The organism is Bacillus sp. HSf4 (assembly GCF_029537375.1).
Taxonomy (GTDB): domain Bacteria; phylum Bacillota; class Bacilli; order Bacillales; family Bacillaceae; genus Bacillus; species Bacillus sonorensis_A.
In genome coordinates this window covers 107,501-125,698 of record NZ_CP120679.1, presented here as the reverse complement: position 1 = coordinate 125,698, position 18,198 = coordinate 107,501, and the positions used below count along the sequence as shown (strand labels likewise).

At 45.5% G+C, this 18,198-nt stretch carries 20 protein-coding genes, 1 pseudogene and 2 other annotated features (1 of these 23 running past the window's edge); all 21 genes and pseudogenes read right to left on the bottom strand.

Annotation, left to right across the window (positions count from 1 at the left end):
* Complete coding sequence (gene rplJ, locus P3X63_RS00690) at positions 1 to 501, bottom strand: 50S ribosomal protein L10 (protein ID WP_026586076.1); 501 nt, start codon at positions 499 to 501, stop codon at positions 1 to 3.
* A gap of 70 nt (positions 502 to 571) precedes the next feature.
* Positions 572 to 713 (bottom strand) — a sequence feature (ribosomal protein L10 leader region).
* 48 nt (positions 714 to 761) lie between these two features.
* Positions 762 to 1,460, bottom strand: a complete 699-nt coding sequence (gene rplA / locus P3X63_RS00685) for a 50S ribosomal protein L1 (protein ID WP_026586077.1) — start codon at positions 1,458 to 1,460, stop codon at positions 762 to 764.
* Positions 1,461 to 1,562: 102 nt separating this feature from the next.
* Positions 1,563 to 1,988 (bottom strand): 50S ribosomal protein L11, encoded by a 426-nt coding sequence (gene rplK / locus P3X63_RS00680; protein ID WP_003178300.1) that lies wholly within the window; start codon positions 1,986 to 1,988, stop codon positions 1,563 to 1,565.
* Between the two features lie 170 nt (positions 1,989 to 2,158).
* Positions 2,159 to 2,692: a transcription termination/antitermination protein NusG gene (nusG, locus tag P3X63_RS00675; protein WP_026586078.1), complete on the bottom strand. Its 534-nt coding sequence runs from the start codon at positions 2,690 to 2,692 to the stop codon at positions 2,159 to 2,161.
* Between the two features lie 175 nt (positions 2,693 to 2,867).
* Complete coding sequence (gene secE / locus P3X63_RS00670) at positions 2,868 to 3,038, bottom strand: preprotein translocase subunit SecE (RefSeq protein WP_026586079.1); 171 nt, start codon at positions 3,036 to 3,038, stop codon at positions 2,868 to 2,870.
* Positions 3,039 to 3,073: 35 nt separating this feature from the next.
* Complete coding sequence (gene rpmG / locus P3X63_RS00665; protein ID WP_006640304.1) at positions 3,074 to 3,223, bottom strand: 50S ribosomal protein L33; 150 nt, start codon at positions 3,221 to 3,223, stop codon at positions 3,074 to 3,076.
* 82 nt (positions 3,224 to 3,305) lie between these two features.
* Positions 3,306 to 3,977: an RNA polymerase sporulation sigma factor SigH gene (sigH, locus tag P3X63_RS00660; RefSeq protein ID WP_026586080.1), complete on the bottom strand. Its 672-nt coding sequence runs from the start codon at positions 3,975 to 3,977 to the stop codon at positions 3,306 to 3,308.
* Between the two features lie 63 nt (positions 3,978 to 4,040).
* Positions 4,041 to 4,553, bottom strand: a complete 513-nt coding sequence (gene rae1, locus P3X63_RS00655) for a ribosome-dependent mRNA decay endonuclease Rae1/YacP (protein WP_026586081.1) — start codon at positions 4,551 to 4,553, stop codon at positions 4,041 to 4,043.
* Positions 4,554 to 4,559: 6 nt separating this feature from the next.
* Positions 4,560 to 5,309, bottom strand: a complete 750-nt coding sequence (gene rlmB / locus P3X63_RS00650; RefSeq protein WP_077735271.1) for a 23S rRNA (guanosine(2251)-2'-O)-methyltransferase RlmB — start codon at positions 5,307 to 5,309, stop codon at positions 4,560 to 4,562.
* Positions 5,263 to 5,722, bottom strand: a pseudogene (locus tag P3X63_RS00645) (Mini-ribonuclease 3). The gene rlmB and the pseudogene P3X63_RS00645 overlap by 47 nt, the downstream one beginning before the upstream one ends.
* A 2-nt stretch (positions 5,723 to 5,724) precedes the next feature.
* Positions 5,725 to 7,128, bottom strand: a complete 1,404-nt coding sequence (cysS, locus tag P3X63_RS00640; RefSeq protein ID WP_026586084.1) for a cysteine--tRNA ligase — start codon at positions 7,126 to 7,128, stop codon at positions 5,725 to 5,727.
* The gene (cysE, locus tag P3X63_RS00635) at positions 7,125 to 7,775 is read right to left on the bottom strand and encodes a serine O-acetyltransferase (protein ID WP_026586085.1); all 651 of its coding nucleotides are present in this window, start codon (positions 7,773 to 7,775) and stop codon (positions 7,125 to 7,127) included. Before cysE ends, cysS begins: the two co-directional genes overlap by 4 nt.
* A gap of 73 nt (positions 7,776 to 7,848) precedes the next feature.
* Positions 7,849 to 8,080: a binding site (T-box leader), on the bottom strand.
* Positions 8,081 to 9,538 carry a glutamate--tRNA ligase gene (gltX, locus tag P3X63_RS00630; protein WP_026586086.1) on the bottom strand — a complete coding sequence of 486 codons (1,458 nt, stop codon included), beginning with the start codon at positions 9,536 to 9,538 and terminating at the stop codon, positions 8,081 to 8,083.
* 79 nt (positions 9,539 to 9,617) lie between these two features.
* The gene (gene ispF / locus P3X63_RS00625; RefSeq protein ID WP_026586087.1) at positions 9,618 to 10,094 is read right to left on the bottom strand and encodes a 2-C-methyl-D-erythritol 2,4-cyclodiphosphate synthase; all 477 of its coding nucleotides are present in this window, start codon (positions 10,092 to 10,094) and stop codon (positions 9,618 to 9,620) included.
* Complete coding sequence (ispD, locus tag P3X63_RS00620; protein WP_026586088.1) at positions 10,087 to 10,782, bottom strand: 2-C-methyl-D-erythritol 4-phosphate cytidylyltransferase; 696 nt, start codon at positions 10,780 to 10,782, stop codon at positions 10,087 to 10,089. Before ispD ends, ispF begins: the two co-directional genes overlap by 8 nt.
* A 14-nt stretch (positions 10,783 to 10,796) precedes the next feature.
* Positions 10,797 to 11,885 (bottom strand): PIN/TRAM domain-containing protein, encoded by a 1,089-nt coding sequence (locus P3X63_RS00615; RefSeq protein ID WP_026586089.1) that lies wholly within the window; start codon positions 11,883 to 11,885, stop codon positions 10,797 to 10,799.
* Between the two features lie 106 nt (positions 11,886 to 11,991).
* Positions 11,992 to 13,068, bottom strand: a complete 1,077-nt coding sequence (disA, locus tag P3X63_RS00610; protein ID WP_026586090.1) for a DNA integrity scanning diadenylate cyclase DisA — start codon at positions 13,066 to 13,068, stop codon at positions 11,992 to 11,994.
* Between the two features lie 3 nt (positions 13,069 to 13,071).
* Positions 13,072 to 14,451 (bottom strand): DNA repair protein RadA, encoded by a 1,380-nt coding sequence (gene radA / locus P3X63_RS00605; protein WP_277692245.1) that lies wholly within the window; start codon positions 14,449 to 14,451, stop codon positions 13,072 to 13,074.
* 77 nt (positions 14,452 to 14,528) lie between these two features.
* A complete protein-coding gene (clpC, locus tag P3X63_RS00600; RefSeq protein ID WP_026586092.1) occupies positions 14,529 to 16,961 on the bottom strand; it encodes an ATP-dependent protease ATP-binding subunit ClpC in 2,433 nt (810 codons plus the stop codon).
* Positions 16,958 to 18,049 carry a protein-arginine kinase McsB gene (mcsB, locus tag P3X63_RS00595; protein WP_026586093.1) on the bottom strand — a complete coding sequence of 364 codons (1,092 nt, stop codon included), beginning with the start codon at positions 18,047 to 18,049 and terminating at the stop codon, positions 16,958 to 16,960. Before mcsB ends, clpC begins: the two co-directional genes overlap by 4 nt.
* Positions 18,049 to 18,198, bottom strand: the final stretch of a protein-coding gene (mcsA, locus tag P3X63_RS00590) for a protein-arginine kinase activator protein McsA (RefSeq protein ID WP_026586094.1). The gene runs 411 nt beyond the window's last position; only the last 150 of its 561 coding nucleotides appear in the window; its start codon lies beyond the right edge, outside the window — the gene reads right to left on this strand; the stop codon is at positions 18,049 to 18,051. Before mcsA ends, mcsB begins: the two co-directional genes overlap by 1 nt.

Sequence of the window (18,198 nt, the reverse complement as noted above, 5' to 3'; positions counted from 1 at the left end):
TTAAGCGCCTTGTTCTTCCTTCTGATCTGCCACAGCTTTTGCAGCAAGAGCAAGGTTGCGAACTGGAGCTTGAAGTACGCTAAGCAACATGGAAAGCAAGCCTTCGCGTGATGGAAGTTCAGCAAGAGCTTTCACTTCTTCAACAGTAGCAACATTGCCTTCGATAACGCCGGCTTTGATTTCAAGAGCTTCGTGCTTTTTAGCAAACTCGTTAAGAACTTTAGCCGGAGCGACAACATCTTCAGTGCTGAATGCAATCGCATTCGGTCCAGTTAAGAAATCGTTCAAACCACTAAGTTCAGCTTGTTCAACCGCACGGCGAGTCATTGTATTTTTGTAAACTTTGAACTCAACGTTAGCTTCGCGAAGCTGTTTACGAAGCTCTGTTACTTCAGATACGTTAAGACCGCGATAGTCAACGATGATCGTTGATTTACTTTCTTTCAGTTTAGAAGCAATCTCTTCGACAACAACTTTTTTTGTTTCAATTGCGCTGCTCATGGTTACACCTCCTGTAAGAATTCATTTGTGTAACACTTATACCGTTTGGTGATCACGTTCTTTAACGACTGGTTTCATATAAAAAGCCTCCATTCGACATGGAGGCTGTATATACAAGCATACGTAGCGTAAAGCTGTGATATATATACACCTCGGTAGGAAATTAAGCCTTGAAAGGCACCTACTGTCTACGGTATAAATGGACATATTTTATTATACAACGCTATGAATTATATCAAAGCGCGTGATAAGAGTCAATATTATTTTACGTTAAAAGTTGAAGGGTCCACTTTGATTCCAGGTCCCATTGTAGATGTAACAGATACGTTTTTCACGTATACACCTTTAGCAGCAGCAGGTTTTGCTTTCAAAATTGTGTCATACATTGTCGCGAAGTTTTCAACAAGCTTCCCTTCTTCGAATGACACTTTTCCGATTGGAACATGGATGTTTCCTGCTTTATCGACGCGGTATTCAACTTTACCCGCTTTGATTTCTTTAACTGCTTTTTCAACTTCAAATGTAACCGTTCCTGTTTTAGGGTTTGGCATCAGACCTTTTGGTCCAAGCACGCGTCCGATTTTACCGACTTCACCCATCATGTCAGGAGTTGCAACGATTACATCAAAATCAAACCAGCCTTGCTGGATTTTGTTGATGTAATCAGCATCGCCTACATAATCTGCACCAGCAGCTTCTGCTTCTTTCGCTTTTTCTCCTTTAGCGAAAACAAGGACGCGCTGTGTTTTACCTGTTCCGTTTGGAAGAACAACTGCACCGCGGATTTGCTGGTCGTTTTTACGAGGGTCAACACCTAAACGAAACGCTGCTTCAACAGTAGCGTCGAATTTAGCTGTGTTTGTTTTTTTCACAAGCTCGATCGCTTCGTTTACATCGTAAGCTTTTGTACGCTCTACAAGCTTGGCAGCTTCGACGTATTTTTTACCTTTTTTAGCCATTTTAAAATTTCCTCCTTAGTGGTTTTAGCGGAATAACCTCCCACGAATAAGGGTTGCGAACTTGTCTAATCCAAACTCGCAACCCAGCAAAGAAACAAAAGATTAATCTTCGATCACAATACCCATACTGCGGGCAGTTCCTTCAACCATACGCATAGCCGCTTCAACATCTGCCGCATTCAGGTCAGGCATTTTTGTTTCGGCGATTTCACGTACTTTATCGCGTTTAACGGTTGCGACTTTATTACGGTTAGGCTCACCAGAACCTGACTCAATTCCAGCCGCTTTTTTAAGCAATACAGCAGCAGGCGGAGTTTTTGTAATAAATGTAAATGAACGGTCTTCGTAAACCGAAATTTCTACAGGAATGATAAGACCAGCCTGGTCAGATGTACGAGCGTTAAACTCCTTACAGAATCCCATGATGTTAACACCGGCTTGACCTAATGCAGGACCAACTGGCGGAGCTGGATTCGCTTTCCCAGCAGGAATTTGCAATTTTACAACTTTAACTACTTTTTTAGCCACGAGACACACCTCCTTAAAGTCCGTGATGTGGTAATAGGGTGAACCCTCCCACTCAAGGTCTCATTCTTTATATGAATGATGAAAATATCAAGCTAGCTGCCTTGGCGTTTTTGCCAAGACGCACCTTTGTATATTACCACTTTTATATAGTGATTTCAAGCGCTTTTCCATTACAATTTGTCAACTTGAGTAAATTCGAGCTCAACAGGGGTTTCCCTTCCGAACATGTTGACAAATACTTTGACTTTGTTTTTGTCATGGTCGATTTCTTCAATCGTCCCTGTGAAATCGGCAAATGGACCATCGATGACTTTAACGGTTTCTTTCAGTTCAAAGTCAACTTCTGTTTTTCTTTCTTCAAGTCCCATCCGCTTCAGAATTTTTTCCGCTTCCCCCGGAAGCAAAGCCGTCGGTTTTGAACCGGATCCCGCTGAACCGACAAATCCTGTCACCCCCGGCGTATTCCGAACAACATACCAGGAATCGTCCGTCATGACCAGCTCTACAAGAACATAGCCAGGGAACACCTTCTTTTTGACAACCTTTTTCTTGCCGTTTTTAATATCCGTCTCTTCTTCTTCAGGCACAACGACGCGGAAGATTTTATCTTGCATTCCCATCGATTCTACCCGCTTCTCCAAGTTCGCCTTTACCTTGTTTTCATAACCGGAGTACGTGTGAACAACATACCATTTCTTTTCCATTCTCATTCAGGACCTTTCTAGTCCTTCCCTCCCCACACCTTAAAAGTTTATTGGCCGTACGGGAAACTGACGGTTCTTTTATACGAGCCTCATATTTTGAAACAATGAAAAAACCCGTTAAACGGGTTTTTTGGCAAGTGATATTTAGATCTATTATAACACGTTATGCTGATCATTATTCAACTATTAAACGAATTATTTGCGTAATACCCGAATCGATGAGTGCAAAAAAGATGGCGAAAAAGATAACGGTGGTTATAACGGTGATCGTATAGCGCGTTAACTCTTTTCCTTTAGGCCAGGTGACCTTTTTCATTTCTTTTCCGACATTCTTTAAGAATTTCATAATATAAGAAACCTCCACAACCCAAAAACAAAAGCCTATTTTGTTTCCAGATGTACTGTATGTGAATTGCAGTTATTGCAGTATTTCTTTACTTCGAGCCGTTCAGCCAAAGCTGCGGAGCTTTTCATTGTCGTATAATTACGGTTTCCGCAATTTTTACAGGCCAACGTTATTTTTTTCTTCATGTTTACACCTTTTTCTGGACTAGCATTTCCTAAGTAACATATCACAGTCCTAAAATTGCTGTCAATATGCCATAAGCATCGGCTACAAGCTGATCTCGCGGAGCTCGAGGTACTTTTCAAGCTTCCTTTTGACGCGCTGAAGCGCATTGTCGATTGATTTTACATGGCGGTTTAATTCTTCAGAGATTTCCTGATAGGATCTTCCGTCGAGATAGAGCGCAAGAACTTTTCTTTCCAAATCACTAAGCAATTCTCCCATCTTCAGCTCGATGTCATCGAATTCTTCCTGATTGATAATCAGTTCCTCAGGGTTCATCACTTTCGCTCCTGAAATCACATCGAGAAGCGTCCGGTCTGACTCTTCGTCATAAATGGGCTTGTCCAGCGACACATACGAATTGAGCGGAATATGTTTCTGACGAGTAGCTGTTTTGATAGCGGTAATAATTTGGCGGGTAATGCATAATTCTGCAAAAGCTTTGAATGAAGTCAGCTTGTCCTCTCTAAAATCACGGATAGATTTGTAGAGTCCGATCATGCCTTCCTGAACGATATCTTCCCGATCAGCCCCGATTAAAAAGTAGGATCTCGCTTTTGCCCTTACAAAATTACGGTACTTTGTAATCAAATAATCTAACGCATCACTGTCTCCGACATGAACCATTTCAATGACCTGCTCGTCTTCCAACTGGCAAAACTGTTCTTTGCTGAACTGTTCCTTGCTGAATTTTCCCTGGTTGTTTTGTAAGTTCACTCCGATCCCCCCGACCGCACGTAGATAGAAATATTATACAGTAATGGACAAAAAAGCGTCAACCTAATCCAAATCGCCCCGCCGCCATTTTTCAAAGATCTTCAGGACATCTTCTGATAAAGGAATTTTCCCGACAGGACGTTCTGAGGTGATTTTTTTCACCCTCTTTTCGATTTTTCTTTCAATCGCTTCAACTTCCCTGAGCAGCTCCCTGGCCGATTTGCGCAGTGCCCCCTGGCCAAAGATCGCCCACTGCTCCGTATAATCGGATGTGGCAACGTGGATCTGCGTCTGAATGTTGTTCAAATCTGACGCAAGCTTTTCAATCCGTTCGTCGGCCGTTTCATTTTCCCTTGTGAAAATCACCTCCACGCGGTGATTGATTCGTTTTTTCTCGATCCCTTTGACAAGATGCGCATCAAAGACAACAATGACCCGAAAACCGGTGTATGATTGATATTCCGCCATTTTTTGAATCAAAAGGTCCCTGGCTTCTTCAAAGCTGTTCGCTTTCAAATCTTTCAGCTGAGGCCATGCCCCAATCATGTTATAGCCGTCGACTAACAGGATGTCCATCCTTGTCTAATCTCCTAGAGGGCTTCGTTTCCGGTAGACTTCATACAGCAAAAGACCGGCCGCAACCGAGGCGTTCAGCGATGTGACTTTTCCCGCCATGGGCAGGCGGATGAGAAAGTCGCATTTTTCCTTGACAAGCCTTCCCATGCCTTTGCCTTCGCTGCCGATGACAAGCGCGATTGGCATGTTTCCGTCCATCGATCTGTAGTCCTGCTGTCCTGACGCATCGGTGCCGACGACCCAGATGCCCCGCTCTTTCATATCATCCAATGTCCGGGCCAAGTTCGTTACTTTCGCAACCGGAATATGTTCTATCGCACCTGTCGAGGCTTTGGCGACAGTCGTCGTAAGGCCGACGGCACGCCTTTTCGGAATGATGATGCCGTGGGCGCCGACTGCGTCAGCCGTCCGCATAATCGATCCCAGATTATGCGGGTCTTCGATTTCATCCAAAACGATGATAAACGGCTGTTCATTTCTGTCTTCGGCCTTTTGAAAAAGGTCGTCCAGCTCCGCATACTTGTAAGCCGCCACCTGAGCGACGACGCCCTGATGCTGGCCATCAACCATTTGATCAAGCTTTTTTCGCGGGACATAATGAATCGTGATGCCTTTTTTCGCTGCGAGGTCAACGACTTGCTGAGCCTGTCCCTTCACTGTGTTTTCAGCCATCCAAAGCTTGTACAGTTCACGGTCCGATTTCAACGTTTCAATTACCGCGTTTTTCCCTATGACATAATCGTGCTGCTGACTCATTTGACTTCCTCCCTGCCGTCCCGTTTTTCCAACGCTTTTTTGATGAGCTCATCAAGCCTTTCTTCCCTGTTTTCAAGGAAAAGGTACCCGATAACGGCTTCAAAAGCTGTACTGTAACGGTACGTTTGGACATCCGTGTTTTTTGGCACCGTTCCGGATTTTGCGTTCCGCCCTCTTCTCAGCACAGCCTTTTCTTCTTCGGTGAAAAAGCCCTGCTCCTCAAGGGCAAACAGCATGCTCGCCTGCGATTTTGCTGACACATAGCGGCTTGACCGCTTATGCAGATCATTGGGCTTGGTCATGCCTTGCTTTAACAGGTGATGCCTGACGTATATTTCCAAAACGGCATCACCCATATAGGCAAGCGCCAAACCATTTAATTGTTTGGCGTCTTTAATGGTTTCCAAGTTCATGTTTATGATTCTCCTCTTTTCCAGCGCGTTCCTTGAGGAGTATCCTCCAAGATGATGTTCATGCTTTTCAGCTTGTCGCGAATTTGGTCTGATGTGGCAAAGTCGCGGTTTTTGCGTGCTTCGTTCCGCTTTTCGATCAGCTCCTCGACTTCCCTGTCCAACAGCTCTTGCTCCTTGAGCGAAAAGCCGAGCACAGTGCAAATTTCATCAAACAGCTGAAGGAATGCTTGAATGACGTGTTCAGCGGTATTTTTCTCCTGCAGATAGTAGTTGGCGTGTTTGGCCAGGTCAAACAGGACGGAAATCGCATTCGCCGTGTTAAAATCGTCATCCATTGCCGTTTCAAATGCGTTTCTTTGCTCCTCGATTTTTTCAAGCCATTCGGAATCGCCCTCTGTTAAATTTGTACTGCTTTTCAGGCGGTGTTGCAAATTGCTATAAGCTGTTTTTAGACGCCCAAAAGCGTTTTTTGTGTTCTCGAGAAGTTCGACCGAATAGTTGATCGGATGTCTGTAATGAACAGACAGCATGAAAAATCGCAGCACTTGCGGATCATGCTCTTTAATAATGTCATGCACAAGCACAAAGTTGCCGAGCGATTTTGACATTTTTTCATTATCGATATTAATGTAGCCGTTATGAAGCCAATATTTCGCGAACGGCTTCCCTGTCAATGCTTCCGATTGGGCAATTTCGTTTTCATGATGCGGGAAGGCCAGATCCTGACCGCCGGCGTGAATGTCGATCGAATCGCCCAAATATTTTCTCGCCATCGCAGAGCACTCGATATGCCAGCCGGGACGGCCTTTTCCCCAAGGGCTTTCCCAGGAGATTTCGTTATCTTTAGCCGCTTTCCATAATGTAAAATCGAGCGCATCTTCTTTCTTTTCGCCCACTTGAATCCGGGCGCCTGATCTCAGCTCATCGACCGATTGGTGAGACAGCTTTCCATAGCCTTCAAACGATCTTGTTTTATAATAAACATCTCCGTCCGCCTCATAGGCATAGCCCTTATCGATCAGCGTCTGAATAAAATCGATGATTTCATCCATGTTTTCAGTGACGCGCGGATGGCAGTCAGCTTTTGTGCAGCCCAGTGAACCGACGTCTTCGAAGTATGCCTTAATAAAGCGTTCGGCGATGACCGGCACTTCCTCTCCAAGCTCATTAGCCGCTTTAATTAATTTGTCATCGACATCTGTAAAATTGGAGACATATTGGACGTCATAGCCTTTATACTCTAAATACTTTCTGACCGTATCATAAACGATAGCCGGCCTTGCGTTTCCGATATGGATGTAGTTATAGACGGTCGGACCGCACACATACATTTTGACCTTGCCTTCTTCAATAGGCACAAACGGCTCTTTTTTTCGCGTGAGTGTATTATACAGTTTAAGTGTCACAGCTCATCTTCCCTTTCTTTTCTCTGGAGCTCCTGTTTCAGCTGCCTGATTTCATTTTCCAGCTCTTTAAAGCGGTCAGCCACCGGATCGGGCAAATCCTGATGATTCAGGTCGCGCTTAATTTTCTTGCCATTTTGCACGACGACGCGCCCCGGGATGCCGACAACGGTGGAGCATTCAGGGACGTCGTGCAGGACGACGGACCCAGCGCCGATCTTTGATCCTCTCCCAATCGTAATCGAGCCCAGCACCTTTGCCCCTGTTGATATGAGAGCATCATCCTCGATTGTCGGATGCCTTTTTCCTTTTTCTTTTCCTGTCCCTCCGAGCGTTACGCCTTGAAAAACCGTGACATTGTTGCCGATCTCACAGGTTTCGCCGATTACGACCCCCATCCCGTGATCGATGAAAAACCTCCTGCCGATCTTTGCCCCCGGATGAATTTCGATTCCCGTAAAGAAGCGGGCGATTTGAGAGATGATTCTGGCGATAAAAAATCTTTTTCTTTTATATAAAGCATGTGCAATTCGGTGCGCCCATATAGCATGCAATCCTGAATATGTTAAGATGACTTCGAAATAACTTCTTGCAGCCGGATCTTGGTCAAAAACAACATCTACGTCTTCTTTCAGCATTTTAAAAAACACATGATTCCCCCCGTTTCCCCGCTTCCTTCTGTCCTTTTGTTCCGGCGATATAAAAAAAACGCCTCTGTCATCTGACAGAGACGCTTTTTGACGCGCGGTTCCACTCTGTTTAGAAAACAGGCGCAGCTGTTTTCTCAACTTTCATCCATAACGGCGGATACCGCCTTTGAATACTTGTCATCAAACGTTCTTCAAAGGTCTCAAGAGGCGCATTTCTAAAGCCTGGCGCTTAAGTCTTTTCCAGCCGATGAAGACTCTCTCTTTAAAGGCCGTGGCTTTATACTTCTCCCTGTCAGCGATTTATCTTATTGATTAATGTTATTCAGCCGTTTTAAAACGGTGTCTTTTCCTAACAGCTCAATGGACTGAGGCAGCTCAGGCCCGTGAGTTTGGCCGGTTGTCGCCACGCGGATCGGCATAAACAGCTTTTTCCCTTTATGCCCCGTTTCCTTCTGAACGGCTTTGATCGATTGCTTAATCTCATCCGCAGTAAAATCCTCAAGCTGTTCAAGCTTTTCGGAAAACACCCGCAGCACTTCCGGAACCTGTTCTTCTTCTAAAACCGTCCTTGCTTCACGATTATACTGGATTTCGTCTTTAAAGAACAACTCTGTTAACTCGACAATTTCTGCACCGAAGCTGAGCTGCTCCTGGTAGAGGGAAATCAGCTTGCGAACCCAATCCTTTTCGCTTCCGGCGAGCTCTTCGGAAACCTTGCCAGCTTTCTGCAAGTGGGGGACAGTCAGTTCAACGACCTGATCAAGGTCAAGCTTTTTCACATACTGGTTGTTGACCCATTTCAGTTTATGCGCGTCAAACACAGCCGGTGATTTTGATAAACGATTCACATCAAATATCTCAATAAACTGTTCCTTTGTAAACAGTTCTTCTTCTCCGACAGGCGACCAGCCAAGGAGCGCGATAAAGTTAAAGAGCGCTTCCGGCAAATAGCCGAGCTCCTCGTACTGTTCGATGAATTGTATGATCGATTCATCGCGTTTGCTGAGCTTTTTGCGGTTTTCATTGACGATCAGCGTCATATGTCCAAAAGTCGGGACATCCCAGCCGAACGCATTGTATATCATAATCTGCTTCGGCGTATTTGAAATATGATCCTCTCCGCGAAGCACATGCGTCATTTTCATCAGATAGTCATCGACCGCCACCGCAAAATTGTAAGTCGGCGTTCCATCTTTTTTTACGATGACAAAGTCGCCGATGCCGTCTGTTTCAAAAGAAATTTCATCTTTGACAATATCGTTAAAGGTGATGACTTCACCTTGAGGAACTTTAAAGCGGATGCTCGGCTGTCTGCCTTCAGCCTCAAGCTTTTCCTGTTCTTCTTTCGTCAAATTGCGGCATTTTCCGGAGTAGCGCGGCATTTCTCCGCGGGCCGCCTGTTCCTCCCGTTCCTTTTCAAGCTCTTCTTCCGTGCAGTAGCACTTATAAGCAAGGCCTTTTTCAAGAAGCTCCTCATAGTATGTCTTGTAAATATCATTTCTTTCGGATTGGCGGTATGGTCCATATTCGCCGCCGACATCCACACCTTCATCCCAGTCGATCCCGAGCCATTTTAAATAGTTGAGCTGGCTTTGCTCTCCGCCTTCAATATTCCGCTTTTTATCCGTGTCTTCAATGCGGATGATGAACTTCCCGCCTTGGCTCCGGGCGAACAAATAATTGAAGAGAGCCGTTCTGGCATTCCCGATATGTAAATGGCCGGTTGGACTCGGCGCATAACGAACGCGAACTTCGTTTCCCATCTGTCTACTTCCTTTCGTCTCAATGAGAGTTCAAATTTATTCTTATTCTATCATCAAATGAATCGGTCTTCAAAATGAATTATGCCTTTTGGAGCAGAACTGAAGCCTGGGCGGCAATTCCTTCAGCTCTTCCCGTAAACCCGAGCTTTTCCGTCGTTGTCGCTTTCACATTAATTTGCGAAACTTCCGCTTCCAATCCTTCGGCAATTCTGGCTCTCATGTCTTCGATGTAGGGAGCCATCTTTGGTTTTTGAGCGATGATTGTACAATCAAGGTTTCCAAGCGTATAGCCTTTTTCTTTCACAAGCTGCCATACGCGGCGAAGAAGCTTAAATGAATCGGCATCTTTGAATTCAGGATCGGTATCGGGAAAATGCTTCCCGATATCGCCTTCCCCGATGGCACCGAGGCAGGCATCGGCAATCGTATGTAAAAGTACATCAGCATCTGAATGTCCGAGAAGGCCCTTTTCATAAGGAATCGTGATTCCCCCTATAATGAGCGGCCTGCCTTCTTGAAGCTGATGAACGTCAAACCCTTGTCCAATTCTAAACATGTTCATTCCTCTTTTCCGCTTCTAATATCGCTTCGGCAATAAGCAAGTCATCCGGAGTCGTCAGCTTAATATTCCGGTAATCTCCTTGAACAATCGCGACCTTGCCGCCCGCTTCCTCGACGAGGCTGGCGTCATCGGTTCCAAGAAAGCCACTTGCTTCCGCTTCGAGATGAGCGTTCATCAGAATAGAAAGACGAAAAGCTTGTGGGGTTTGAGCGGCCCACAAGCTTGAACGTTCGATCGTTCCGTCTATCTTATCGTCTTGAACGCGTTTTATTGTATCTTTAACAGGGACGGCCAAAATTGCAGCACCTGTTTGTTCGGCTTTATTGACGAGCTGTTCGATCTGCTCCTGTTTAATGAATGGTCTTGCTCCGTCATGAACAAGGACCATCTCCCCTCTTCCGGCCGCTTTGATGCCTTGAAAAACGCTGTGCTGGCGCTCCTTTCCTCCCGGTACGACCTCGATCAGGGTTTTGAAATGGTATTGTTTCAAAAGGGCGTTGAATTCCCCGAATTCTTGCTCATTGATGACTAAAATCATTCTTTTACAGGCATCATGGTTGTCAAACACCTGTAGAGTATGAATTATAACAGGTATTCCTTTTGCCTCGATAAACAGTTTGTTTTTCCCGGCGTTCATTCGCTTGCCTTGCCCGGCAGCAAGAATGACGACTTCATAGTTCATGTTCTTTCCCCTTTTTACAGCGCCTTTTCCAGCAGTTTCGGCTTGGCGAATATCATTCTGCCGGCTGCCGTCTGCAGCACACTGGTCACAAGCACGTCGATATGTTTGCCGATATAGTTTCGCCCTTCTTCAACGACAATCATTGTGCCATCGTCTAAATAAGCCACACCTTGATTGTGTTCTTTTCCGTCTTTAATCACCTGTACTTTCATTTCTTCTCCAGGAAGAACGACTGGTTTGACGGCGTTGGCAAGGTCGTTGATGTTTAATACAGCTACCTTCTGCAGTTCGCACACCTTATTCAAGTTAAAATCGTTCGTCACGACTACACCTGAAGTCAGCTTTGCAAGTTTGACCAGTTTACTGTCAACTTCCTGGATGTCTTCAAAATCGCCCTCGTAAATTTCAACTTTGATATCCAATTCTTTTTGAATCCGATTCAAAATATCAAGCCCTCTCCGTCCTCTGTTGCGTTTCAGGACGTCGGAAGAGTCGGCGATGTGCTGAAGCTCCTCCAGTACAAACTGCGGAATCACAATAACGCCTTCCAGAAAACCGGTCTGACAAATATCAGCAATTCTCCCATCTATAATAACACTTGTATCTAAAATTTTCAGCTTTTTGTCTTCTTCAGTACGCTCTTCTTCAGCGGCACCTTTTTTCTTCCTTGTAGAAAAAAGGGTGAGCATTTCGTCTTTTTTCTTAAAGCCGACCCGAAATCCGAGGTAGCCCAGGAATGCGGCTAAAACAAGCGGAATCACCGTGCTGATCGGCTGGTACGGGATGTCTTTTAACGGAATAACGTTGACGATAAGATAAGCGAGCATAAGTCCGAAGATCAATCCTAGTGAGCCAAACAACAAATCTGATACAGGAGCTTTTATCAGGGAATCCTCAATCCATTTCACCCAATTAATCACATAATCCGCACACCAGATGCCCAGAAGAAAAAAGATGATAGCTCCCAAACAAGCGGACACATAAGGGTTTGTTATTAAAGGTATGTCCTGTACATTTAACAGTACAAACAATTCCGGTATGAGAAAAATACCGATAACGCCTCCCAAAATCGCAAAGAACGCTTGAACTATTCGTTTTAACATACCTTCACCTCCTTTTATTTTTTTGAATACAGCTGTTGTAGTGAAAATAAAATTAAAAATAATATACCCATAAATTGCATATTTTAATCGTTTTTAGGATAAATTCTCACAGCTGCCTGTCAATATAATGTTTTTCCTGAAGCCTTTTTAAACCTTTCTTTATCTTTTGGGCACGAACAGCCCCAATTCCTTCCACTTCGTCCAATTCTTTTACATCCGCTTCAATGATAAGCTTTAAATGGCCGAACGCTTCCACAACATTTTCGACAATCGGCATTGGCAGGCGGGGGATTTTATGAAGCAGCCTGTAGCCTCGCGGAAAGACGTATTCTTCCATGTTCGTTGAAGCCGAATAACCGAGAAGCTTAAGCAGAATGGAATCATCCAGCAATTCAAAACTCGACATATCCTGGAGCGTTTTGAGCAGGACAAACGGGTCTTTAATTTTTTCTTTGACATAGTCTTTTACGAACAGCGCCGCTTCCTGTTCCATGTCTGTGATCAGCTCGCTTACTTGAAGCCTGATGAGGTGCCCTTCTGTTCCGAGCTCTTTAATGTACATGTTGATTTCATTTTTAATTCGCAGCACCATTTCATAGCGGTGCATAACGGAAATGACATCTCCGAATGTGACAAGCTCTTCAAATTCCAAAGCGCTTAAAGTGGAAATTGCGTTGTCCAAAATTAATTTATACTTTTCAAGGGTCTGTATAGCCTGATTGGCTTTTGTTAAAATAAAGCCGATATCCTTAAGGATATATTTCATATTTTCCTGATAAAGCGTGATCACGTTCCGTCTTTCAGATATGGCGATGATCAGACAACCTGTCTGTTTGGCCACCCGTTCAGCCGTCCTGTGCCTCATCCCCGTCTCTGATGAAGGTATCGTCGCCTCAGGCATAAGCTGCGTATTGGCGTACAAAATCTTTTGTCCTGAGTCGCTGAGGATAATCGCACCGTCCATTTTCGCCAGCTCATACAAATGGGCCGGAGAAAAAGCGGAGTTTATATGAAATCCTCCGTCAACCACTTCTTTAACTTTATCGTTAAAACCGACAACAATTAATCCTCCTGTTTTTGCCCGAAGCACATTTTCGATTCCTTCGCGAAGAGGCGTGCCGGGGGCGACAAACTGTAATATTTCTGAAAGATCCTGTTTCGCTCCTTTTTTTTCTTTTTCCATATATCATGATCCTCCTAATGAAGCTCGAAGGGCCTCAGCAACATTTTCAACACCGACGACCTCAATTCCCTTCGGCTTGGTCCAGCCTTCCACATTGGCAGAAGGGATAATCATTCTTTTGAAACCAAGCTTTGCGGCTTCTTGAACCCTCTGTTCAATTCTTGATACTCTGCGGACCTCTCCCGTAAGGCCGACCTCGCCGATAAAGCAATCTGTCGGTTGAGGCGGAGCATCCCTGAAGCTTGACGCGATACTGATTGCAACGGCAAGGTCGATCGCGGGCTCATCCAGCTTCACTCCGCCGGCAACTTTTAAATATGCATCTTGATTTTGCAGCAGGAGACCCACTCTTTTTTCGAGAACCGCCATGAGCAGGGAGACGCGATTATGATCGATTCCGGTAGCCATTCTGCGCGGATTCCCGAAGCTGGTAGGTGAGATCAGCGCTTGAATTTCGACCAGAACCGGTCTAGTGCCTTCCATTGAGGCGACAACGCTTGACCCGGCGGCACCTGCCGAACGTTCTTCGAGAAAAATTTCCGACGGATTCAGCACCTCTGTCAAGCCTTCTTCTCTCATTTCAAAAATCCCCATCTCGTTTGTCGATCCAAACCTGTTTTTAACAGCTCTTAAAATCCGGAATGTGTGATGGCGTTCTCCTTCAAAATAAAGAACGGTGTCGACCATGTGCTCAAGCAGTCTCGGGCCGGCAATCGAGCCCTCTTTTGTGACATGGCCGACGATAAATATTGGAATCCCTTTTGTTTTGGCAATTCTCATCAGCTCAGCGGTGCATTCCCTGACCTGGGATACGCTGCCCGGGGCTGATGTAATATCGCTTTGGTAAACGGTTTGAATAGAGTCTACCACCACAAATGAAGGGTTCATCTCTTCTATAGAAGACGTAATATACTCCATATCGGTTTCAGATAAAACGTGAAGAGTTGGACTGTTGATGCCGAGGCGGTCCGCTCTCAGCTTTGTTTGTTTGACCGATTCTTCCCCTGATATGTACAGGACATTTTCCTTCAAATCAGCAAGCTGGGCAGACACCTGCAGCAGCAAAGTGGATTTTCCGATACCTGGGTCACCGCCGATTAACACGAGCGATCCCTTGACGATGCCATTTCCCAAAACGCGGTTGAACTCGCGCAATTTCGTTTGGACCCTCGGCTCTTCCGTCGTTTCAATTGATGTAATGGGGGATGGCTTTTGCACCTTTTGGATGGAATGTGAAAAGGCGGTTCTTCTGTTAGCGGCCTGCTTTTTGATCATTTCTTCGACCATGGTGTTCCATGCGCCGCATCCCGGACACTTCCCCATCCATTTGGCTGATTCATAGCCGCATGATTGACAAATAAATTTACTTTTCGTTTTAGCCATTGCTTTTTCAAAACGCTCCCTTTATAAGAAAGTGAGGCATACTGATAAATCGTATGCCTCTTTCCTTTGTCTCTATATTAGTTCGTTTTCGCTTCTGTTTTTACGACAAATTCTCCGTTATCTACATCGAGAACAATATGCTGGCCTTTTTCAATATGACCTTTCAGAAGTTCCTCAGACAGACGGTCTTCGACGTGTTTTTGGATGGCCCTTCTGAGTGGACGGGCGCCGTACTCAAGGTCGACTCCTTCTTCAGCGATTTTTTCTTTAGCCGCTTCTGTCAGCTCGATTGAAAGATCCTGTTCTTTCAGACGTTTGGTCAATTGCTCTGACATGAGGGAGACAATGTCCTTCAGATGTTTTTTCTCCAGAGAGTGGAAGACGATGATCTCATCTATCCGGTTAATAAACTCCGGTCTGAAAGCGCGTTTTAATTCGCCCATGACCTTATCTTTCATATCTTTGTAAGTCTGGGTCTCATCCTGCACGTTAAAACCGACGTATTTATTTCTTCTCAGCTCGCTGGCTCCTACGTTGGAAGTCATGATGAGAATCGTATTTCTAAAGTCTACGGTGCGGCCTTTTGAATCAGTCAGGCGTCCATCCTCGAGAACTTGAAGCAGAATGTTAAAAACGTCAGGGTGCGCTTTTTCAATCTCATCAAGCAAGACGACTGAATAAGGTTTTCTTCTTACTTTTTCCGTCAGCTGTCCGCCTTCATCATAGCCGACATATCCAGGAGGCGAACCGACTAGTCTTGATGTGGAGTGCTTCTCCATGTACTCAGACATGTCAATGCGAATCATCGCTTCTTCATCACCAAAAATAGATTCCGCAAGTGCGCGGGCAAGCTCTGTTTTACCGACACCTGTCGGACCGAGGAAAATAAATGAACCGATCGGACGTTTCGGATCTTTTAGTCCGGCCCGCGCCCGTCTGACAGCTTTGGCAACGGCAACAACCGCTTCATCCTGGCCGATTACCCGTGAATGAAGAATTTGTTCCATATTCAGGAGCTTATCTGTTTCCGTCTGGGCGATTTTTGAAACCGGCACCCCGGTCCAGCTTGATACGACCATCGCGATATCCTCAACTGTTACTTCGGAGTTTTCTTGCCCTTGCTTTTCTTTCCAAGTTTTCTTTGTTTCTTCAACCTGTTCCCTCAGGCGCTGTTCTGTATCACGCAGAGATGCTGCTTTCTCAAATTCCTGGCTTTGGACGGCGGCATCTTTTTCTTTGCGCACCTCATCAAGCTTTTGTTCAAGCTCTTTTAAATTAGGAGGCGTTGTGAAGGAACGCAGGCGAACTTTTGAACCGGCCTCATCGATTAAATCGATCGCTTTGTCAGGCAGGAACCGGTCTGAAATATAGCGGTCTGACAGCTTCACGGCTGCTTCGATCGCTTCATCGGTGATCGATACGCGATGGTGTGCCTCATAGCGGTCTCTCAGCCCTCTTAAAATCTGAATGCTTTCTTCAGGTGACGGCTGATCGACTTGAATCGGCTGAAAACGGCGTTCAAGCGCAGCGTCTTTTTCAATGTATTTTCTATATTCATCAAGGGTTGTCGCCCCGATGCATTGCAGTTCTCCCCGAGCAAGCGACGGCTTCAGGATATTGGAGGCATCGATTGCTCCTTCCGCACCTCCAGCGCCGATCAACGTATGCAATTCATCGATAAATAAGATGATATTGCCGGCCTGGCGGATTTCATCCATCACTTTTTTAAGGCGGTCTTCAAATTCCCCGCGGTATTTCGTACCTGCAACGACAGTGCCCATATCAAGCGTCATAACGCGTTTGTCGCGTAAAATTTCCGGCACTTCGTTGTTGATGATCTGCTGGGCCAAGCCTTCGGCTATCGCTGTTTTACCGACACCAGGCTCCCCGATTAACACGGGATTGTTTTTTGTTCTTCTGCTCAGCACTTCAATGACGCGCTGAATTTCTTTGCTCCGGCCGATAACGGGATCAAGGCTGTCTTCTTTGGCAATCGCCGTCAAATCGCGGGCAAGGCTGTCTAAGGTAGGTGTATTGGCATTGCTGTTCGCCCCCGACGCGGCGCCTCCGCTCTCATTGCTGCCCAAAAGCTGCAATACTTGCTGTCTCGCTTTATTTAAGCTGACCCCTAAATTGTTCAGCACTCTCGCTGCTACGCCTTCTCCTTCGCGAATTAAGCCCAAGAGGATGTGTTCGGTTCCCACGTATGAGTGCCCCAGCTTTCTTGCCTCATCCATGGCAAGTTCGGTCACTTTTTTGGCTCTTGGTGTGTAGTGGATGGATTGGGACATTTCCTGCCCGCGGCCGATCAGGCTTTCAACCTCTTTTTGAATTTTGTCGGGGCTGAGCCCCAATGCCTGAAGCGCCTTTGCGGCAATGCCCTCACCCTCACGAACAAGGCCGAGGAGAATATGTTCTGTCCCAATGTTATTATGGCCGAGACGCAGAGCTTCTTCTTGAGCAAGCGCCAATACTTTTTGTGCTCTTTCTGTAAATCTTCCAAACATCATATCGTTTCATCCTCCTGTCTATTGCCGTTGTTTTCTAATTTCAACCGCTCTCTGATAAGAGTCGCTCTTCTGACATCCCTCTCGTTTGCTCTCAGGGCGCCTCCGGAATACTGCTGGAGAAAACCGGGCTGAGTCAGGATCATCAATTCATTAAGTATGTTGCTGGAAAGGCCTTTAATGATTCCAAGGTCAATGCCGAGACGCACGTCTGAAAGACATCTTGCCGTCTCTTTCGACTCGATCATGCGGCAGTTGGAAAGCACGCCGTAGGATCTGTAGACCCGGTCTTCAAGCTCAATTTGTGATGTCTGATAAAGCGCCTTTCGTGCCGAACGTTCTTGTTCGATCAGTTGGGCTACCACGCTATTAAGATCTTCAACAATGTCATGCTCTGATTTTCCAAGGGTGATTTGGTTTGAAATCTGAAAGATATTTCCTAATGCTTCGCTGCCTTCACCGTAAATTCCTCTAACAACAAGCCCTAATTGGTTAATTGCCGGAATAATTCGGTTGATCTGCCTAGTTAACACCAAAGCGGGAAGATGCATCATCACGGATGCCCTGAGTCCCGTTCCGACATTTGTCGGGCAACTGGTCAAGTAGCCTCTTTGCTCTGAAAAAGCATAATCGACACGCTCTTCAATCCAGTCATCGACTTTGTTTGCCGCATTTAAAGCTTCTGACAGCTGAAATCCTGGGAAAAGACATTGAATACGGATATGATCTTCTTCATTTAACATGATGCTGACTTCTTCGTTTTCAGAAAGAAGGCATGCACCAAACGAAGCTTCTGTTAAATGAGGGCTGATCAAATGTTTTTCCACCAGTACCCTTTTTTCCAGCGGCTGTACCTGCTCCATTTTCACCATCTCAAATTTCCCAATGCCAGGCACTTCATATCCGGTAAATTGTTCTTCAAATAAAGCAATAATCGCCGATGCTTCTTCATTTGAAAAAAGTGTTGGAAAACGGACTTTCTCTAAATTTCGCGCAAGACGGATCCGACTGCTCAGGACGATGTCACTTTCAGGGCCTTCCTGCCGCATCCAGTTGCTTAAAGCGTTCTGAATAAAATGCTGCAGTGACATCAGTCTTCCCCCTCCTTATTGTCTGCTTTCACATTTTGTTCAAGTGACCTGATCTGATCTCTAATGGTGGCCGCTTTTTCAAACTCTTCCTGTTGAATCAATTCTGAAAGCTCTTTTTTCAATGTCTCAATTTGTCTTCGGACATGCAG